Source organism: Streptomyces roseofulvus (assembly GCF_039534915.1).
Lineage (GTDB): Bacteria > Actinomycetota > Actinomycetes > Streptomycetales > Streptomycetaceae > Streptomyces > Streptomyces roseofulvus.
The window spans coordinates 7079750-7095300 of sequence record NZ_BAAAWE010000001.1; the positions used below are offsets into that span (position 1 = coordinate 7079750).

The 15551-nt window shown below is 74.4% G+C and carries 16 protein-coding genes; 7 read left to right on the forward strand and 9 right to left on the reverse strand.

Translation table 11 applies throughout. The annotated features are described in order from the left end of the window. The first annotated feature begins 16 nt into the window (after positions 1-16). A complete protein-coding gene (locus ABFY03_RS32595) occupies positions 17-1750 on the forward strand; it encodes a sodium/solute symporter (protein ID WP_346171539.1) in 1734 nt (577 codons plus the stop codon). Continuing rightward, entirely contained in the window at positions 1747-2958 is a 1212-nt protein-coding gene (locus ABFY03_RS32600; protein WP_346171540.1) for a histidine kinase, read from the forward strand. Before ABFY03_RS32595 ends, ABFY03_RS32600 begins: the two co-directional genes overlap by 4 nt. Positions 2959-2962: 4 nt before the next feature. Here the strand turns inward: ABFY03_RS32600 and ABFY03_RS32605 are convergent, their stop codons facing one another. The 4 genes from ABFY03_RS32605 to ABFY03_RS32620 all read right to left on the reverse strand — a co-directional run bounded on the left by ABFY03_RS32605 (position 2963) and on the right by ABFY03_RS32620 (position 5128). Beyond that, a complete protein-coding gene (locus tag ABFY03_RS32605) occupies positions 2963-3436 on the reverse strand; it encodes a hypothetical protein (protein WP_319010574.1) in 474 nt (157 codons plus the stop codon). A 94-nt stretch (positions 3437-3530) separates the two neighbouring features. Next, complete coding sequence (locus tag ABFY03_RS32610) at positions 3531-4034, reverse strand: hypothetical protein (protein WP_346171541.1); 504 nt, start codon at positions 4032-4034, stop codon at positions 3531-3533. Positions 4035-4128: 94 nt separating this feature from the next. Further along, positions 4129-4542, reverse strand: a complete 414-nt coding sequence (locus tag ABFY03_RS32615) for a PaaI family thioesterase (protein ID WP_319010622.1) — start codon at positions 4540-4542, stop codon at positions 4129-4131. A gap of 22 nt (positions 4543-4564) precedes the next feature. Next, the gene (locus tag ABFY03_RS32620; RefSeq protein ID WP_319010576.1) at positions 4565-5128 is read right to left on the reverse strand and encodes a sigma-70 family RNA polymerase sigma factor; all 564 of its coding nucleotides are present in this window, start codon (positions 5126-5128) and stop codon (positions 4565-4567) included. A gap of 279 nt (positions 5129-5407) precedes the next feature. Between ABFY03_RS32620 and ABFY03_RS32625 the strand changes: the two genes are divergently transcribed. Continuing rightward, positions 5408-6628, forward strand: a complete 1221-nt coding sequence (locus ABFY03_RS32625) for a CapA family protein (protein WP_346171542.1) — start codon at positions 5408-5410, stop codon at positions 6626-6628. Between the two features lie 16 nt (positions 6629-6644). Here the strand turns inward: ABFY03_RS32625 and ABFY03_RS32630 are convergent, their stop codons facing one another. Then, positions 6645-7106, reverse strand: a complete 462-nt coding sequence (locus ABFY03_RS32630; RefSeq protein WP_346171543.1) for a universal stress protein — start codon at positions 7104-7106, stop codon at positions 6645-6647. A 90-nt stretch (positions 7107-7196) separates the two neighbouring features. Between ABFY03_RS32630 and ABFY03_RS32635 the strand changes: the two genes are divergently transcribed. After that, complete coding sequence (locus ABFY03_RS32635) at positions 7197-8060, forward strand: polysaccharide deacetylase family protein (protein WP_319010579.1); 864 nt, start codon at positions 7197-7199, stop codon at positions 8058-8060. Between the two features lie 63 nt (positions 8061-8123). Here ABFY03_RS32635 and ABFY03_RS32640 read toward each other — a convergent pair whose 3' ends face one another. Beyond that, positions 8124-8786 (reverse strand): class F sortase, encoded by a 663-nt coding sequence (locus ABFY03_RS32640; protein WP_319010580.1) that lies wholly within the window; start codon positions 8784-8786, stop codon positions 8124-8126. 427 nt (positions 8787-9213) lie between these two features. On the opposite strand from ABFY03_RS32640, the gene ABFY03_RS32645 reads away from it, so the two are divergent. Beyond that, positions 9214-9699 (forward strand): hypothetical protein, encoded by a 486-nt coding sequence (locus ABFY03_RS32645; protein WP_319010581.1) that lies wholly within the window; start codon positions 9214-9216, stop codon positions 9697-9699. A 117-nt stretch (positions 9700-9816) separates the two neighbouring features. Here ABFY03_RS32645 and ABFY03_RS32650 read toward each other — a convergent pair whose 3' ends face one another. The 3 genes from ABFY03_RS32650 to ABFY03_RS32660 form a co-directional block, all read right to left on the reverse strand. Continuing rightward, positions 9817-10377: a hypothetical protein gene (locus ABFY03_RS32650; protein WP_319010582.1), complete on the reverse strand. Its 561-nt coding sequence runs from the start codon at positions 10375-10377 to the stop codon at positions 9817-9819. Positions 10378-10541: 164 nt separating this feature from the next. Further along, positions 10542-11306: a bestrophin-like domain gene (locus ABFY03_RS32655; protein ID WP_319010583.1), complete on the reverse strand. Its 765-nt coding sequence runs from the start codon at positions 11304-11306 to the stop codon at positions 10542-10544. A gap of 54 nt (positions 11307-11360) precedes the next feature. After that, entirely contained in the window at positions 11361-11987 is a 627-nt protein-coding gene (locus tag ABFY03_RS32660) for a hypothetical protein (RefSeq protein ID WP_346171544.1), read from the reverse strand. 499 nt (positions 11988-12486) lie between these two features. Here ABFY03_RS32660 and ABFY03_RS32665 point away from each other — a divergent pair, with 499 nt between their 5' ends. Further along, positions 12487-13299 (forward strand): SAM-dependent methyltransferase, encoded by an 813-nt coding sequence (locus ABFY03_RS32665; protein WP_346171545.1) that lies wholly within the window; start codon positions 12487-12489, stop codon positions 13297-13299. Continuing rightward, entirely contained in the window at positions 13296-15479 is a 2184-nt protein-coding gene (locus ABFY03_RS32670; RefSeq protein ID WP_346171546.1) for a putative bifunctional diguanylate cyclase/phosphodiesterase, read from the forward strand. The genes ABFY03_RS32665 and ABFY03_RS32670 overlap by 4 nt, the downstream gene beginning before the upstream one ends. Positions 15480-15551: the final 72 nt, after the last annotated feature.

The window sequence follows — 15551 nt, forward strand, 5'->3', positions numbered from 1 at the left end:
CGGTGGACCGCCCCGCATGAACCAGACCCACGCGGTCGTCGCCGTCACCGCCGTCGTCCTCGCCACCGTGCTCATCGGCGCCCTCGGCCTGCGCGTCTCCCGCACCACCTCGGACTTCTACGTCGCCTCCCGGACCGCCGGGCCGCGCCTCAACGCCGCCGCCATCAGCGGCGAGTACCTCTCCGCCGCCTCCTTCCTCGGCATCGCCGGACTCGTCCTCGTGCAGGGCCCGGCCATGCTCTGGTACCCGGTCGGCTACACCGCCGGCTACCTGGTGCTGCTCGTCCTCGTCGCCGCCCCGCTGCGCCGCTCCGGCGCGTACACCCTCTCCGACTTCGCCGAGGCGCGCCTGGAGTCCCGGCGGGTCCGCCGGGTCGCCAGCCTCTTCGTCGTCGGCATCGGCTGGCTCTACCTGCTGCCGCAGCTCCAGGGCGCCGGACTCACCCTGGAGATCCTCACCGGCGCCCCCGACTGGGTCGGCGGCCTGCTCGTCGCCGTGGTCGTCACCGGCACGGTCGCCGCGGGCGGCATGCGCAGTATCACCTTCGTCCAGGCGTTCCAGTACTGGCTCAAACTCACGGCGCTGCTCGTCCCCGCCTTCTTCCTGGTCGCCGCCTGGTACGGGGACGGGGCGCCCCGGGCCCGCTTCGACGCCCCCGCCGTGCTCCGGGAGCACACCGTCGTCCGGGTCGCCGACACCGTACGCGTCGGGCTGGACGCCCCGCTGACCCTCACCGTCACCGGCACCGTCGACTCCGTCCGGTACGAGGAGCGGCGGGTCACCCTCCCGCCGGGCACCCACCGGGTCGACGGCGGCACCGTCCTCGCCCTCCCGCCCGGCACGCCGGTCCCCGAGCGGCGCGCGAACGGCGCCGATCCCCTCGGCTGGTCCCAGCCGCTGGCCGGCGGCCGCGACGGCCACCAGCTGTACGCCACGTACGGACTGATCCTCGCCACCTTCCTCGGCACCATGGGCCTCCCGCACGTCGCCGTCCGCTTCTACACCAGCCCCCACGGGCGGGCCGCCCGCCGCACCACCCTCGTCGTCCTCGGGCTGATCAGCGTCTTCTACCTGCTGCCCGCGGTGTACGGGGCGCTCGGCCGGATCTACGCCCCCGAGCTGGCCCTCACCGGGTCCGCCGACGCCGCCGTCCTCGTCCTGCCCGACCGGATCGTCGGCGGCGCGCTGGGCGACCTCCTCGGCGCCTTCCTCGCCGGCGGCGCCTTCGCCGCCTTCCTCTCCACCGCCTCGGGACTCACCATGTCCGTCGCCGGCGTCCTCGCCCAGGACGTGCTGCCCTCGCGCGCGGTCCGGCACTTCCGGCTCGCGACGCTGCTCGCCACCGCCGTCCCGCTCGCCGTCGGCGTCGCCGCCTCCAAGGTGCCGGTCGCCGACGCCGTCGGCCTCGCCTTCGCCGTCTCCGCCTCCTCCTTCTGCCCGCTCCTCGTCCTCGGCATCTGGTGGCGGCGGCTCACCCCGCCCGGCGCCGCCGCCGGACTCCTCCTCGGCGGCGGCTCCGCGCTCGCCGCCGTGATGGCCACCCGGGCCGGACTCGCCCCGGCGGGCTGGCCGCACACCCTGATGGCCTGGCCCGCCGTCTGGTCCGTCCCCCTCGGCTTCCTCACCATGATCCTGGTCTCGCTCGTCACCCCGCGCAGCGTCCCGCCCGGCACCGCGGCGACCCTCGCCCGGCTCCACCTGCCCGAGGAGTTCACCGCCCCCGTGCCCGCCCAGGAGGCCCGCCGGTGAGCGGCATCGCCCTGGCCGCCGCGAGCGCCGCCGGAGCCGTGCTGCTCGCCGCCGGCGTCGTCCTCGGCCGGCTCACCGCCCGCCGGGGCGCCCGCTCCGCCGACCTCGACCTCGGCACCCCCGTCGAGCGCGCCACCTTCCACACCCTGCACACCGCCTCGCTCGCCGCCCCGCCGCTGCGCGCCGGGCTGACCGAGGAGACCGCCCGCAAGGCGGCCCGTCCGCTGCGCTCGCTGCTCGGCACCGAGGCGCTCTGCCTCACCGACGGCTCGGCCGTCCTCGCCTGGGACGGCCCCGGCGAGGCCCACCACCACGCGGACGTGCCGGAGCTGGCCGCCGCGACCCTGGAGACCGGCCGGAGCCGCTCGGTGCCCACGGACTGCGCCGACCCCGGGTGCGCGCTGCGCTGGGCGGTGACCGCCCCGCTCACCGGGGAGGAGGGGGTCCTCGGCGCGCTGGTCGCCTACGGGCCGCGCGAGTCGGCGGTGCTCGTCCGGGCCGCCACCGAGGTGGCCCGGTGGATCTCGGTCCAGCTGGAGCTGGCCGAGCTGGACCGCTCCCGGACCCGGATGGTGGAGGCGGAGATCCGCGCGCTGCGGGCCCAGATCTCCCCGCACTTCATCTTCAACTCCCTGGCCGCGATCGCCTCGTTCGTCCGCACCGACCCCGAGCGGGCCCGCGATCTCCTCCTGGAGTTCGCCGACTTCACCCGCTACTCCTTCCGCCGGCACGGCGACTTCGCCACCCTGGCCGACGAACTGCGCGCGATCGAGCAGTACTTGGCGCTGGCCGGCGCCCGCTTCGGCGACCGGCTCAAGGTGACGCTCCAGATCGCGCCGGAGGTGCTGCCGGTCGCGCTGCCCTTCCTCTGCCTCCAGCCCCTGGTGGAGAACGCCGTCAAGCACGGCCTCCAGGACCGGGAGCGGGGCTGCCGGGTCACCATCGCCGCGCGGGACGCCGGATCGGAGGCGGTGGTGACCGTCGAGGACGACGGCGTCGGCATGGACCCGGAGCGGCTGCGGGCGGTGCTGCGCGGCGAGCACCCGGGCGGCTCCGGCATCGGCCTGTCCAACGTGGACGAGCGGCTGCGTCAGGTGTACGGGGCCGAGCACGGCCTGGTCATCGAGACCGGTGTCGGCGCCGGCATGAAGGTCACCGCGCGCTTCCCCAAGTACCGTCCGGGGGTGCATCCGTCGCCGACGCGGTGACCGGTCAGGAGAGCCACACGGCGAGGTGGGCGAGTGGCAGGCCCAGGCGCCAGGCGGGCAGCCAGGCGCGGGCCGTCTCGTCGACCAGCGGCCCCGGCCCCGTCCCCGGCAGGCCGTCCAGGTCGGCGGCGTGCAACCAGGTCTCCCGCAGGGTCCGCCAGGTGTCCCGGGCGAGGGCCAGATCGGCCCCGTCCGGGTCCTCCGCCTCGGCGGCGGCGAGCCGTTCCTCCACCCAGTCCGGCCAGCCCGCCTCGTGCGCGGTGAGGTACAGCCACTCGTCGGCCGCGGGCTCCCCGGAGAGGTGGACCGTGAGGGCCAGGGCCCGCAGGGAGGCGCGGTGCTCCAGGGAGCCGGGGTCGGTCAGGCCGGCCGCGGTCAGATACTGGTCGGCCAGGTACTCGGCGCACAGCCAGGCCATCGGTACGGCCAGACCGCCGCCGCTCCTGCGGCCGGCGCCGTTCGTGCTCTCGGGCGGCAACGCTCCCACCTTCTCCCGGACGTCGGGGACCCGCGGTTCTCGGGACCCGGAGCAGAGCCTCCTCCGCTCGGGGCGTCCGCGTGGACCGCTTTGCTCAACTCGCCGGTGTGGTTTCGGATACGTTCCCCGGCCGGATCGGTGCCGACGGGTCTGCGGGGGCGCATGGTACGGAAGGGGCGGCGGGGCTTCGCCGGCGGACGAGCGAGGAGAGCGCGGTGACGCCGACGACGAGCGCGAGCGAGCGCACGGGCAGGATCGCGCCGAAGGAGTCGTCCAGGCCGTCGATCCCGTTCCAGACGGCGACGATCCACCCCACGCTCCCCACCAGCACCATCGCCCCCGGCTGCCGCTCCCCGCCCAGCCGCATCCCGGTCCAGAGCACGAGCGGCATGACCAGCGCGGTGTTGAGCAGCGCGGTGGTGAAGACCTGGGCCTCGCCGTACCCGGTCGGTGCCCCCAGGGCGGCCGACGCCTGCCCGACGAGGGCGAAGCGCAGGGTGTCGGAGAGCACGAGGTGCGAGGCGCCGACGGCGATGCAGGTGACGACGACGGCCTTGAACAGGCGGGGGAGGGGCGGGGTGTGAGGTCGTGAGGCCATGGGTGCGACTATACGCACGGTGTATACATGGAGTGCATAGACCCCCGCTCCCCACCCCGCGACAGGGGGCCGCGCGGAGGGGTGCCGGGGGCGGCTAGCCGAGCAGGGCGTAGACGGCGGTCGCGTGGGCGGCCGGATCGGCGGAGCCGTCGGCGGTCATGGTGATGTCGGCGAAGGCCATCCGCTTGCCGAGCTTGGTGAGACGGGCGCGGATCAGGACGTCGGCGCCGAGGACCGCCCGCTGGAAGCTGGTGGACTGCTGCACGGTCGTCATCGGGACGAAGCCGCCGCGGGCCGCCGAGACCGCGATGACGGTGGCCGTGTCGGCCGCGGCCATCAGGGCCTGGCCGGAGATGCCGCCGCCCTCGCGCGCCAGCCGGTCGGACCAGGGGAGGCGGAGGACGGCCTCGTGGCCGTCGACGGAGTCGACCGTGAGCCCGAGGTCCAGGACCCACGGGGCGAAGTTGTCGGCGAGGATCTTCTCGGCGGCGGCGGGCGTCAGCGCCACGGTGTCAGGGAGCGTCACGGCGTCATTGTGCGGCCGCGGTCCGCCGGCGGGCAACGACGCCGTGCCGCGGCCGGTAGCCGGGCAGCGAGCGGCCGAGCTGCCGAAGGGCGTAGTGGGAGCGGGACTTGACCGTGCCGGCCGGGATGCCGAGGTCGACGGCGGCCTCGTTGACCGTGAGCCCGTGGAAGTAGAGCCGGACCAGCACCGCCCGGTGCTCCGGGCTCAGCTCCCGTACCGCCGCCCGTACGTCGAGGGCGGCCTCGGCCGACTCCGTGGCGTCCGAGGGGTCGGGGGTCACCGCGAGGACCCCGTCGCCGATCTCGGCCGGCCGGGCCAGCCGGGAGCGGCGGGCGTCGATGGCGAGCCGGCGGGCCACGGTGAAGAGCCAGGGCCGCATCGAGGAGTAGGCGCCGCTGAAGGCCTCGGGGTGGAGCCAGGCCCGGACCAGGGTCTCCTGGGCGAGGTCCTCGGCGCGCTGGCGGTCCCCGTAGGTCAGCCCGAGGAGGAAGGAGAGCAGCGCGGGGCCGTGCTCGCGCTGGAGTTCCTGGAGCGTCCGCTCGTCGGTCGTCGCCGTCGCCGTCGTCATGAGTCCCACCCTTCGCCGCCCGCTCGGCGGTTCGTCGTCCGCGCCGTATACGAACGCATCCGGGCGGACGAGGACAGGGAACGGACAACGGTCTGCGACGAACGGTCGGAACGAGCGGCGAATGGCGCGGCGAGCGGTCGGAACGTGTGCGGGCGAGGGGCATACGTCCGATTCGGTGGGGTTCGCGCTCCACCCCGGCCCGGTCCCTTGACTGAGGACCCCCCGAAGGATGAATTCGGCAGAACACATGTTCTTCCTATGATCGGGGTGGCAGTCGTCATGACCGCAGGCACCAGACCGGTACGCGCCAGACTCGCCCGTGCCGGTTCCACCGTCCTCGCCGGCTCCCTGCTCGCCGTCGTCGCCGCGTGCAGCCAGGGCGGCCTCGGCGGAACCCCCTCGCCCGGCGGCTCGCCCGGCAGCCCGCCCGGCGGCTCCACCGCGCCCCGCCCCGCCCCGGCCGCCAAGCCGGCCGGCTTCACCCTGGTGGCCTCCGGCGACGTCCTCCCGCACGACTCGATCATCCGCCGCGCCGCCGCCGACGCCGGTGACGGCGGCTACGACTTCCGCCCCATGCTCGCCGGCGTCAGATCCGTCGTCTCCCGCGCCGACCTCGCCCTCTGCCACATGGAGACGGTGTACGGGAAGGAGGGCGGGCCCTACACCGGCTACCCGGCCTTCAAGTCCCCGCCCGAGGTCGCCACCGCGCTGAAGGCCACCGGCTACGACTCCTGCTCCACCGCCTCCAACCACACCCTCGACGACGGGGCGGCCGGCCTCGGCCGGACGCTGGACGCCCTCGACGCGGCGGGCGTGAAGCACGCCGGATCGGCCCGAACCGCCGCCGAGGCCGCCCGGCCCACGCTGCTCAAGGCCGGCGGCGCCACCGTCGCCCAGCTCGCCTACACCTACGACACCAACGGCTACCCGCTCCCCGCGGGGCAGCCCTGGGCGGTCAACCTGCTCGACGAGGCCAAGGTGCTCGCCGACGCCCGGGCCGCCCGCGCCGCCGGCGCCGACGTGGTCGTCGTCAGCGTCCACTGGGGCACCGAGTGGCAGACCGAGCCCGACGAGCGGCAGCTCTCGCTCGCCCGCTCGCTCACCGCCTCCCGCACCGGCGGCCGCCCCGACATCGACCTCATCGTCGGCACCCACGCCCACGTGCCCCAGGCGTACGAGAAGGTCAACGGCACCTGGGTGATCTACGGCATGGGCGACCAGATCGCCGGCGACATGATCAACCACGAGGGCGTCTTCGACCCCCGCGGCAACCAGGGCACCCTCGGCCGCTTCACCTTCGCCCCGCCGAAGAGGCCCGGCGCCCGCTGGGAGGTCACCAAGGCCGAGTTCGTGCCCCAGTGGTTCGACACCGGCCGCGGCCGCGTGGTCAACCTGGGCGCCGACGACTCCGACCCCCGCCACCCCGGCATCCGCGAGACGATCCGCCAGGTCGTCCTCGGCCGGGGCGCCGACAAGGACGGCCTCACCCTCGGGAAGTAGCGCCGGCGGCGGCCGGTCAGGGGACGACCGTGACCGGCCAGCGGCCCGCCTTCACCAGCCGCACGGCCACCGAGCCGACGAAGCGGTGCCCCGCCGACTCCGAGGCGCCCACCACCACGGCGTCCGCCGTCAGCTCCTCCGCCGCGCGTACCAGCCCGGTGTACGCGTCCCCCTTGAAGGTGCGGAACTCCCACCGCACCCGCCACAGGTCCTTCACCCGCTCGGCCGAGGCGCGGATCTCCGCCGCCAGTTCCTCCGCGATCTCCTCCGTCGCCCCGGCCACCGGGGCGCCCATCGAGGCGCCGGCCGGGACCAGCGGCTGCACGTACACAAGGGCGAGCAGAGCGTTCTGCCGGCGGGCCAGACCGGCCGCGTACGACGCCGCCCGCAGCGACGACTCCGAACCGTCGACCCCGGCCATGATCACCTTGGGGCCGTCGGTGCCGCGTTCGAACCGGTGGGGCTGGTCTTCGCTCACCCTTCGAGGGTATCGGCCCAACGGGTGCAATCGGACGGCGGCCCGGTGTCGGTGAGGGGCCCGGGACCCACCCCGTACGAACCATTGGTCATGAAAAACGATCAGCTGCCCATCGGGCGGAGGTCGGTGCTGCGCCTGGCCGCCGGCCTCGGCGTCACCGTCGCGGCCGGCGCGTTCGCCCTCGACCGGTTCGGCCCCGGCGACACCGCCGGGGAAGGCGCCGCCGCCGCGCCCCAGGGGCCGCCCGGCGCCGCCGCCGGGCCGCCGGCCTCCTCGCCCCGGCTGCGCCCCTCCGCGTACCGGCTCCAGCCGATGACCGCGTACGCCCCCGCCACCCGGCCCCGGGCGCTCCCCCCGGTCCGGCGGCGGCCCTTCCTCTCGCTCACCGGCGTCGGCCGCACCATGGTGCTCACCTTCGACGACGGGCCCGACCCCCGCTACACCCCCGACATCCTGGCCACCCTGCGGCAGTACGACTGCCGGGCGATGTTCTTCGTCTGCGGCGAGATGGCGGTGGCCAACCAGGACCTGCTCCGGGAGATGGCCGACGACGGGCACGTGGTCGGCAACCACTCGTGGTCCCATCCGCTCGTGCCGAAGCTGCGGCCCTCCCGCATCCGGGACGAACTCGGCTCCACCAGCGAGGTGGTGGAACGCGCCCTGGGCGCCGCGCCGCTCTGGTACCGGGCCCCGTACGGCGCCTGGAACCGGCACTCCTTCGAGATCGGCGCCGAGCTCGGCATGGAGCCGCTCGCCTGGTCCGTCGACACCCTCGACTGGAAGGAGCCCGGCACCGGCACCATCGTCCGCCGGGTCCTCGACGGAGCGGGCCCCGGTGTCATCGTCCTGTCGCACGACGCCGGCGGGAACCGCTCCCAGAGCGTCGCCGCCCTGCGCCGCTACCTGCCGGCGCTCCTCGACGAGGGCTACACCGTCACCGTCCCCCGGCGCTGACCGCCCGGACGTCACAGGAAGGGCCCCGGGGGACGCCCCCGGGGCCCTCCACGTGCGCGTGCGTCAGCGCGAACCCACCATGCGGGCGTAGACGACCACGTTCCCGTCGTACCCCTTCGCCCGGGTGTAGCCGCCGCCGCAGGTGATCACCCGCAGCTCCGGGTGGCCGGTGTCCCCGTAGACCTGCGGGCCGGGGAAGTCCTCCTTGGAGTAGACCTCGACGCCGTAGATCTCGAAGACCGCCACCCGTCCGTCGTACCGCTCGACCTCGACGTGCTGGCCCTTCTCCAGGGAGCCGAGGCCGTAGAAGACCGCCGGGCCGCTGTTGTTGTCGACGTGCCCGACGATCACCGAGGTGCCGCGCTGACCGGGCGCGATGCCGTTCTGGTACCAGCCGGCCAGATTGGCGTCCTGCGGGGGAGGGGCCGCCACCCAGCCGTCCGCGTCGAGCCCGACGTCCATCACCGGGGCGGCGACCTCGATCGCCGGGATGCGGATCCGCGAGGCGGGCGCGAACGGCAGCGGCTGGACGCCCGCCGACGCCTCCGCGGGCGGCGCGACGACCGGACGGGCCACCGGACGGGCCGCGGCGGCCGGCTGCGGCGGACCTCCCGCGATGTCCGCGCCGTTGCGCATCATCGCGAGTCCGGACAGCATGGCGAGGGCCAGGACGCCCCAGGGTTGTCGTCTCCTGCGCTCAGGGACGCGGAAGTCCTTCGGGGGCATGGTTCTCCCTTCGTGGCGACGTGTGAACGGTAAGGGCGACTCCGCACCCCTGCCCTCCGGGCGGCCCGAACGGGGCACCCCCCGCCTCCGTACGGGTGGCGACGCGCCGACGACGGGCCCCGCCCGGACCCGTAGCGGAGCGGACGCACCGTCAGAAAGCGCGCGCACGCTCGGCGTCGGCCGCCCCTGTCCGCCCGGGTGACAGCGCGCTGACCCATCCGAGTACTCGTCAGACAATCGTTTCGCGCGCCCCTGACCTGCGGTTGTGTCGTCGGACGCAACTCGATCGGCGGCACGACCGCTCACCGGACCGGCCCAGTGCCGAGGTGCAGGGAGGGGTCCGAGTTGTGATGGTTCGTCATGGAAGGCGTACTCGTCGAATCTCCCGGAGCACCGCTTCGGGGCGCCTTCCACTGGAGGTTCAACCATGCGTGCTGCACGCACTCTGGCGGTGACCGCCACCGCGTTCGCGGCGGTCGCCCTGGCCGCTCCCCTCGCCGCCGCCACCAACGGTCCCAGCAACGTCCAAGTCAATCCCTACGACGTCCACGCGGGGTCGACGATCACCATCACGGCCAAGGGCTGCGGTCACGGCGGCACGGTCACGTCCAACGCCTTCCCGGAGACCAGCCTCTCGGTCAACTCCAACGGCCTGTCCAGCGCGATCGCCCGGGTCTACAACAACGCCACGCCCGGCAACTACAACCTGGCCGTCAAGTGCAGCGACAACTCCCGGGTCGTCACGCACCCGTTCCGGGTGCTCGCGGGCCGCGGCGCCCAGGGCGGTCTCGGCGGTTCGCTGGCGCCCAGCTCCACCGAGATGGCCGTCGGCGGCAGCCTGGTCGCCGCCGCCGCGCTCGGCGGCGGTGTCTTCGTGCTCCGTCGCCGCCGGATGACCGGCACGGGCGCCTGACCGGCCGAACCTCCCGGTCGGCCTCCTGTGCCCGCCGCCCCCGTGTCCCGGAAGGGATCCGGGGGCGGCGGGCTGTCGGCGGCGGGCCGTCCGGCGCGGGGGACGGACGGGTCCGGCTCAGTGCCGGCGGTCGTGCGTACGGCGCCGGACGACGTACGCCGTGCCCGCCGCTGCGGCGAGCACCAGGGCCGTGCCCGCCGCCAGCGTCCCGGACTCGAGACTTCCCTGGGAGCCGCCGAGGCCGCCCTGCACCCCGCGCGGGGTGAGCAGCACGGTCGAGCGGGCGGTCGGCGACAGCGTCGCCAGTCCGCTGATCGTCAGGTCCACGGTGTCCTGCACGCCGCCCGAGCAGTTGAACGCCACCGTGTACACGGCGCCGCGCTTGGCGTCCGCGTCCACGGTGGCGGTGACCGCCGAGCCCGGGGCGATCTGGACGGTGTCGAAGATGCCCGCCGTCGCCGTCGCCGTACTGGCGCAGCCGGGCGCGCTGAGCGTCACCCGCCCGCCGGGGGCGACGAGCGACGGGGAGACGACGAAATCGCCCGGGGCCTTGGCGCCCCGCACCCGCGGGTTCGGCGCGGGCGCACCGTCGGCCGCGTGGGCGACGGTGACGGGGGCGGCCAGGGCGAGGGCGGCCGCCCCCAGCAGGGCGGTGGACGCGGCACGTATCGCGCGCATGGTGATTCCTCCGGGTCCCGAGGGCCGGCCGCGGCGGTTTGGCCGCGTGGAGCCGGCGTGCACCTCGTTGCCGGAAACGCTAGGAGCGCACTACCACAGCCGCGATCCCAGACGTGCGAATGGGGCACCCTTGTCCCCCGGGCGGCCCAGCCCCGCCCGCTCCCTCACTCCGTGACCTGCGGGAACAGATCGGTGAACGGCGCGGCGGTGGCGGCGAGGCCGCGGCCGAACGGGGCGTCGAAGTCCCAGATGAGGAAGAGCAGGAAGGCGATCAGCGCGCTGTAGAGGCCGGCCAGCAGCAACTCGCGGCCGGTGCGCCGGATCTGGAGCGTGAAGATCAGGCCCACCGAGACCAGGGCGCCGATGATCAGGCCGAACCAGACGACCCCCGGCATGGTCTCGCCGGCGCTCTGACCGCGCGCGCCGCGGGCGTCGTCGGCGACCATCACCTGGTCGACCAGCGGCTGGTACGCCTGCCCTTCGAAGTCGTTGGCGGGTTCGTAGTCGGTGACGCTGCGGCGCACCTTCTGGAGCAGGGCGTCGCCCTCGGGGGTGGTCTCGCCCTCCTCCGCCATGTGCGGGAACTCCTCGTTCACCACGTAGTCGACGTACGCGTCGACGTCGGCGCGGATGCCTTCGCGGACCGGCAGCGGATACACCTCGACCCGCTCGGAGATCTCGTGCATCGCCTGGGCCTCCTGGCGCACCACCTCCTGGGCGGCGCCCCGGCCCTCCCAGACGCCGGCGATGGCGAGGCCGAGGACGATCGCGTAGATCACGCCGATCATCATCGTCATGTACTCGATGACGTCGGGGGTCTCGTTGGGGTCGTCGTCGTCGGGGATCCGGCGGTGGTTGATGACGACGATGGCCAGGACGACGGCGCACGCGGCGGCCATCGCCAGGGTCAGGACGAGCCATTCGGACATGGTTCCTCGGTCTTTCTCGGGGTTTCGAGTCGGAGGCGCGGCGCTCGGGGCCGGTCAGCGGGAGGAGCGCGGGCGCAGGATCGCGGTGGCCAGCACGGCCGGCGCGGTGATGAGCAGCATCGTGGTGACCGGCGACGAGGTGGTCTTCGGCTGGGGCCGCGAGGCCCGCTTGTAGTGCGGCAGCGCGACCGGGGTCGCGGGCGGCGCGGGGCGCGGCGCCGTCGTCGGGGCGGGGGACGGGGCCGGGGGAGCGGGGGCCGGCGGCTCCGCCGGCGCCGGGGTGGCGGGCGCGGGGGAGGGCGGGGCCGGGGTCGGGGTCGGCCGCGGTGCCGGGGTGGCGGCGGGCGGCTGCTCGGGGGCGGGCGCCGGCGGCGGCTTCGGCGCGGGGTGGACGCCGGGCGGCTTCGTGGGCGGCTTCGGTACGGGGCGCACGCCGGGCGGTTTCGTCGGCGGCTTCGGTGCGGGGTGGACGCCGGGCGGTTTCGTCGGGGCCGGCGGGTCGGGTTTCGGGGAGGGGGAGCACGCGCCCGGGCCGATGACGGCCACGGAGGTGTGCGAGCCGTCCGGCCCGGCCGTGGCGTAGGCGCAGGAGTCGGCGGCCGCCGGCGCGGGCGCGGCGAGCAGCCACACCAGTGCGGCGGCCGCCAGCGACCGCGTGAGGGGTGATCCGTACAGAGACACGCCGAAGAGCTTGAACACATGGACGCCGAACCAGGGCCCGAATGCGAGCGGATTCCCCGGATGGTGGGGTTCTCGCGTTGCGCGATTTGACGTTTTCGCTGCGGACCGGGGGAGAAAATGGCCGACGGGGGTCGGAGCGGGGCCCGTTCGGAAGAAGTGTCCGGTTGTCGCCCTGCCGGTCTCCCGGCCCTTCGGCGGAATGCGCTGCGGCGGTCGGGCTCCGCCGGGCCGACCGCCGAGGTAAGGGCGGTGCGGAGGCCGCGCACCGGTCACGCCGAGGGCGGCGGAAGAGCGGACGCACGGTCAGATGCACGTGAAGGTGCACGACCTGAAGGCGTGAACCCTTCGTTCCGCGCGCACGTGCCAAACGCGTGTGACCAAGAACGGACCGCTAATTTCCGTTTCCTCTCGCTCTCTCGGCGGGCGATCAGTAGCCTCACCTCGAACACGGCCGCGAACACCGGGCCGCATCCCCCATGGCGACTTGTTGGAGACATTGATGGAGCGTCCCGCCTGGGCTCCGCCGGGCATCGACATTTCGGTGCCCAGCGTGTCCCGTATGTACGACTTCTATCTGGGCGGCTCGCACAATTTCGAAGTGGACCGGGAAGCGGCCCGCAAGGCCATGGAGTTCATGCCGGGCCTCCCCAAGATCATGCAGGCGAACCGGGCGTTCATGCGCCGCGCCGTCCGCTTCGCCGTTGACAACGACGTCACCCAGTTCCTCGACATCGGCTCCGGCATACCGACCTTCGGCAACGTGCACGAGGTCGCCCAGGCCGCCGACCCCGCCGCCCGGATCGTCTACGTCGACCACGACCCGGTGGCCGTCGCCCACAGCAGGGCCGTCCTGCAGGGCGTCGACGGCGCCGCGGTCGTCCCCGCCGACCTCCGCAAGCCGGCCGACATCCTGCACAGCCCCGAGGTCACCGGCCTGCTCGACCTGGACCGGCCGGTCGCCCTGCTGCTCGTCGCCGTCCTGCACTTCCTGGAGGACAGCGACGAGCCGGGGGAAGCCGTCGCCGAACTCCTCGACGCGCTCGCCCCCGGCAGCCTCCTGGTCGTCACCCACGCCTCGTACGAGGGCATTCCGGTGGACGAGGAACGCGCCGGCGCCACCGTCGACGTGTACCGCAACACCCGCAGCCCGCTGGTGATGCGCTCCCGGGAGGAGATCGCCCGCTTCTTCGACGGCACCGCGTTCGTCGAGCCCGGGCTCGTCCCGATGCCCCACTGGCGGCCGGACTCCCCGGCCGAGGAGGAGGACCCGTACGCCTTCTCCGGCTTCGCGGGCGTGGGGCGCAAGGCGTGAAGGTGCCGTCGCAGCCGTCCGGCAACACCGCGGAAGCCGACGGTCCGGAGGACAGACTCAGGCGGTTCGTCACCATCTGGGGCCGGGCCATCTTCCCCGTGACCGCGACCTCCCTCACCCGCACCGAGTTCGAGGGCCACCTCCTCCCGCTCGCCCGCCTGTTGTGCGGCGCGCTGCTCGCCCGGCCCTTCGACACCGCCCCCGCCCAGCGGGCCGGCGCCGGCCTGGTCGACGCCCACTGCACCGACCCGGACGCGCTCGGCCGCAGCCTCGGCGTCGTCGACTCGTACCTGGTCCTCTACTGCGGTACGGACCCCGAGCTCACCGCCGAGGAACTGCGGGCCCGCTGCGCCCGCCTCCAGCACGCCATGGCCACCGGCTACGCCCAGGCCCTGCGCGAGCGGACCCGCGCCGAGCAGGAGGCCATCGCCCGTTCCGCGCTCTCCGCCCGCAGCGCCGCCGAGATCGCCCTGCACGCCACCGAGAGCCGCTTCCGGGCGGTCTTCGACGGGGCCGCCATCGGCATCGGCATCGCCGACCTCGACGGGCGGATCGTCGAGGTCAACGACACCATGACCCGCATGTTCGGCGGCGTCGAGGCGCAGGTCCGCAGCCGCAACGTCAGCGAGTGGGTGCACCCCGAGGACGGGCCGCACGTCTGGCGGCTCTACGAGGAACTGGTGCGCGGCGAGCGCGAGCAGTACCGGGTGGAGAAGCCGTACTACCGCAGCGACGGCACGGTCCTGTGGACCAACCTCACCGTCTCGCTGCTCCGTGACGCCCAGGGCCTGCCCCAGTACCAGCTGGCGCTGATGGAGGACATCACCGAACGGCGCCTGCTCCATCTGCGCCTGCGGTACGAGGCCACCCACGACGCCCTCACCGGACTGCCCAACCGGACGCTGTTCTTCGAGCGCCTGGAGAAGGCGCTGGCCCCCGGCGCGACCGGCGAGGAAAGCCGCTTCGGGCTCTGCTACCTGGACCTGGACGGCTTCAAGGCCATCAACGACAGCCTCGGCCACTCCGTCGGCGACCGGCTGCTCGTCGAGGTCGCCGACCGGCTGCAGGCGTGCGCCACCGGGCCCGGCGAGATGGTCGCCCGGCTCGGCGGCGACGAGTTCGTCGCCCTCACCACCGGCCCCGCCGCCGGCGGCGAGCGGGACGCCACCGCGCTCGCCGACCGCATCCTCGCCGCGCTCGCCACGCCGGTGGGCGTCGACGGCCGCGAACTGACCGTGCGCGGCAGCCTCGGCGTCGTCGAGGGACCGGCCGGCGAACGGACCGCCGCCGAGGTGCTGCGCAGCGCCGACATCACCATGTACCGGGCCAAGTCCGCGGGCGGCAACCGCTTCGAGCTCGCCGACCCCGAGGCCGACGCCCGCGCCATCACCCGGCACGGCCTCACCACCGCGCTGCCGACCGCCCTGGAGCGGGGCGAGTTCTTCATCGAGTACCAGCCGCTCGTCCACCTCGACGACGGCAGGGTCCACGGCGCCGAGGCCCTCGTCCGCTGGAGCCACCCCCAGCACGGCGTCCTCGGCCCCGACCGCTTCATCCCGCTCGCCGAGGACACCGGGCTGATCGTGCCGCTGGGCCGCTGGGTCCTCCAGGAGGCCGTCCGGCAGGCCCGCTCCTGGCAGCTCGACAACCCCGGCACCGGCGCCCCGCTCCGGATCAACGTCAACCTGTCCCCGACCCAGCTCCACCACCCCCGGCTGGTCGCCGACACCGTCGACGTCCTGGAACGCGCCGGGCTCGCACCGGGCGCGCTCTGCCTGGAGGTCACCGAGTCCGCGCTCATCGGCGCCGACGAGGACCTGCTCAAACCGCTGCGCCAGCTCGCCGAGATGGGCGTCGACATCGCCCTCGACGACTTCGGCACCGGCTACTCCAACCTGGCCAACCTGCGCCGCCTCCCGGTCAGCGTCCTCAAGCTCGACCGGTCCTTCACCCGCGGCATGCAGCAGCATCCGGTGGACCCCGTCGACCTGAAGATCGTCGAAGGCATCGTCTCGCTGGCCCACAGTCTCGAACTCGCCGGCACCGTCGAGGGCGTCGAGACCGCGGCCCAGGCCGAACGCCTCCGCGAACTGGGCTGCGACACCGCGCAGGGCTGGTACTACGCCCGCCCCGGCGCCCCGGACCGCATCCACTCCCTGGTCCTCGCCGACGCGGTGTGAGCGCGCACACGCGTGTGGGCCCGGTCCTCCTGAGGACCGGGCCCACACCGGTGAAGCGCGAGGGGGCGAGGA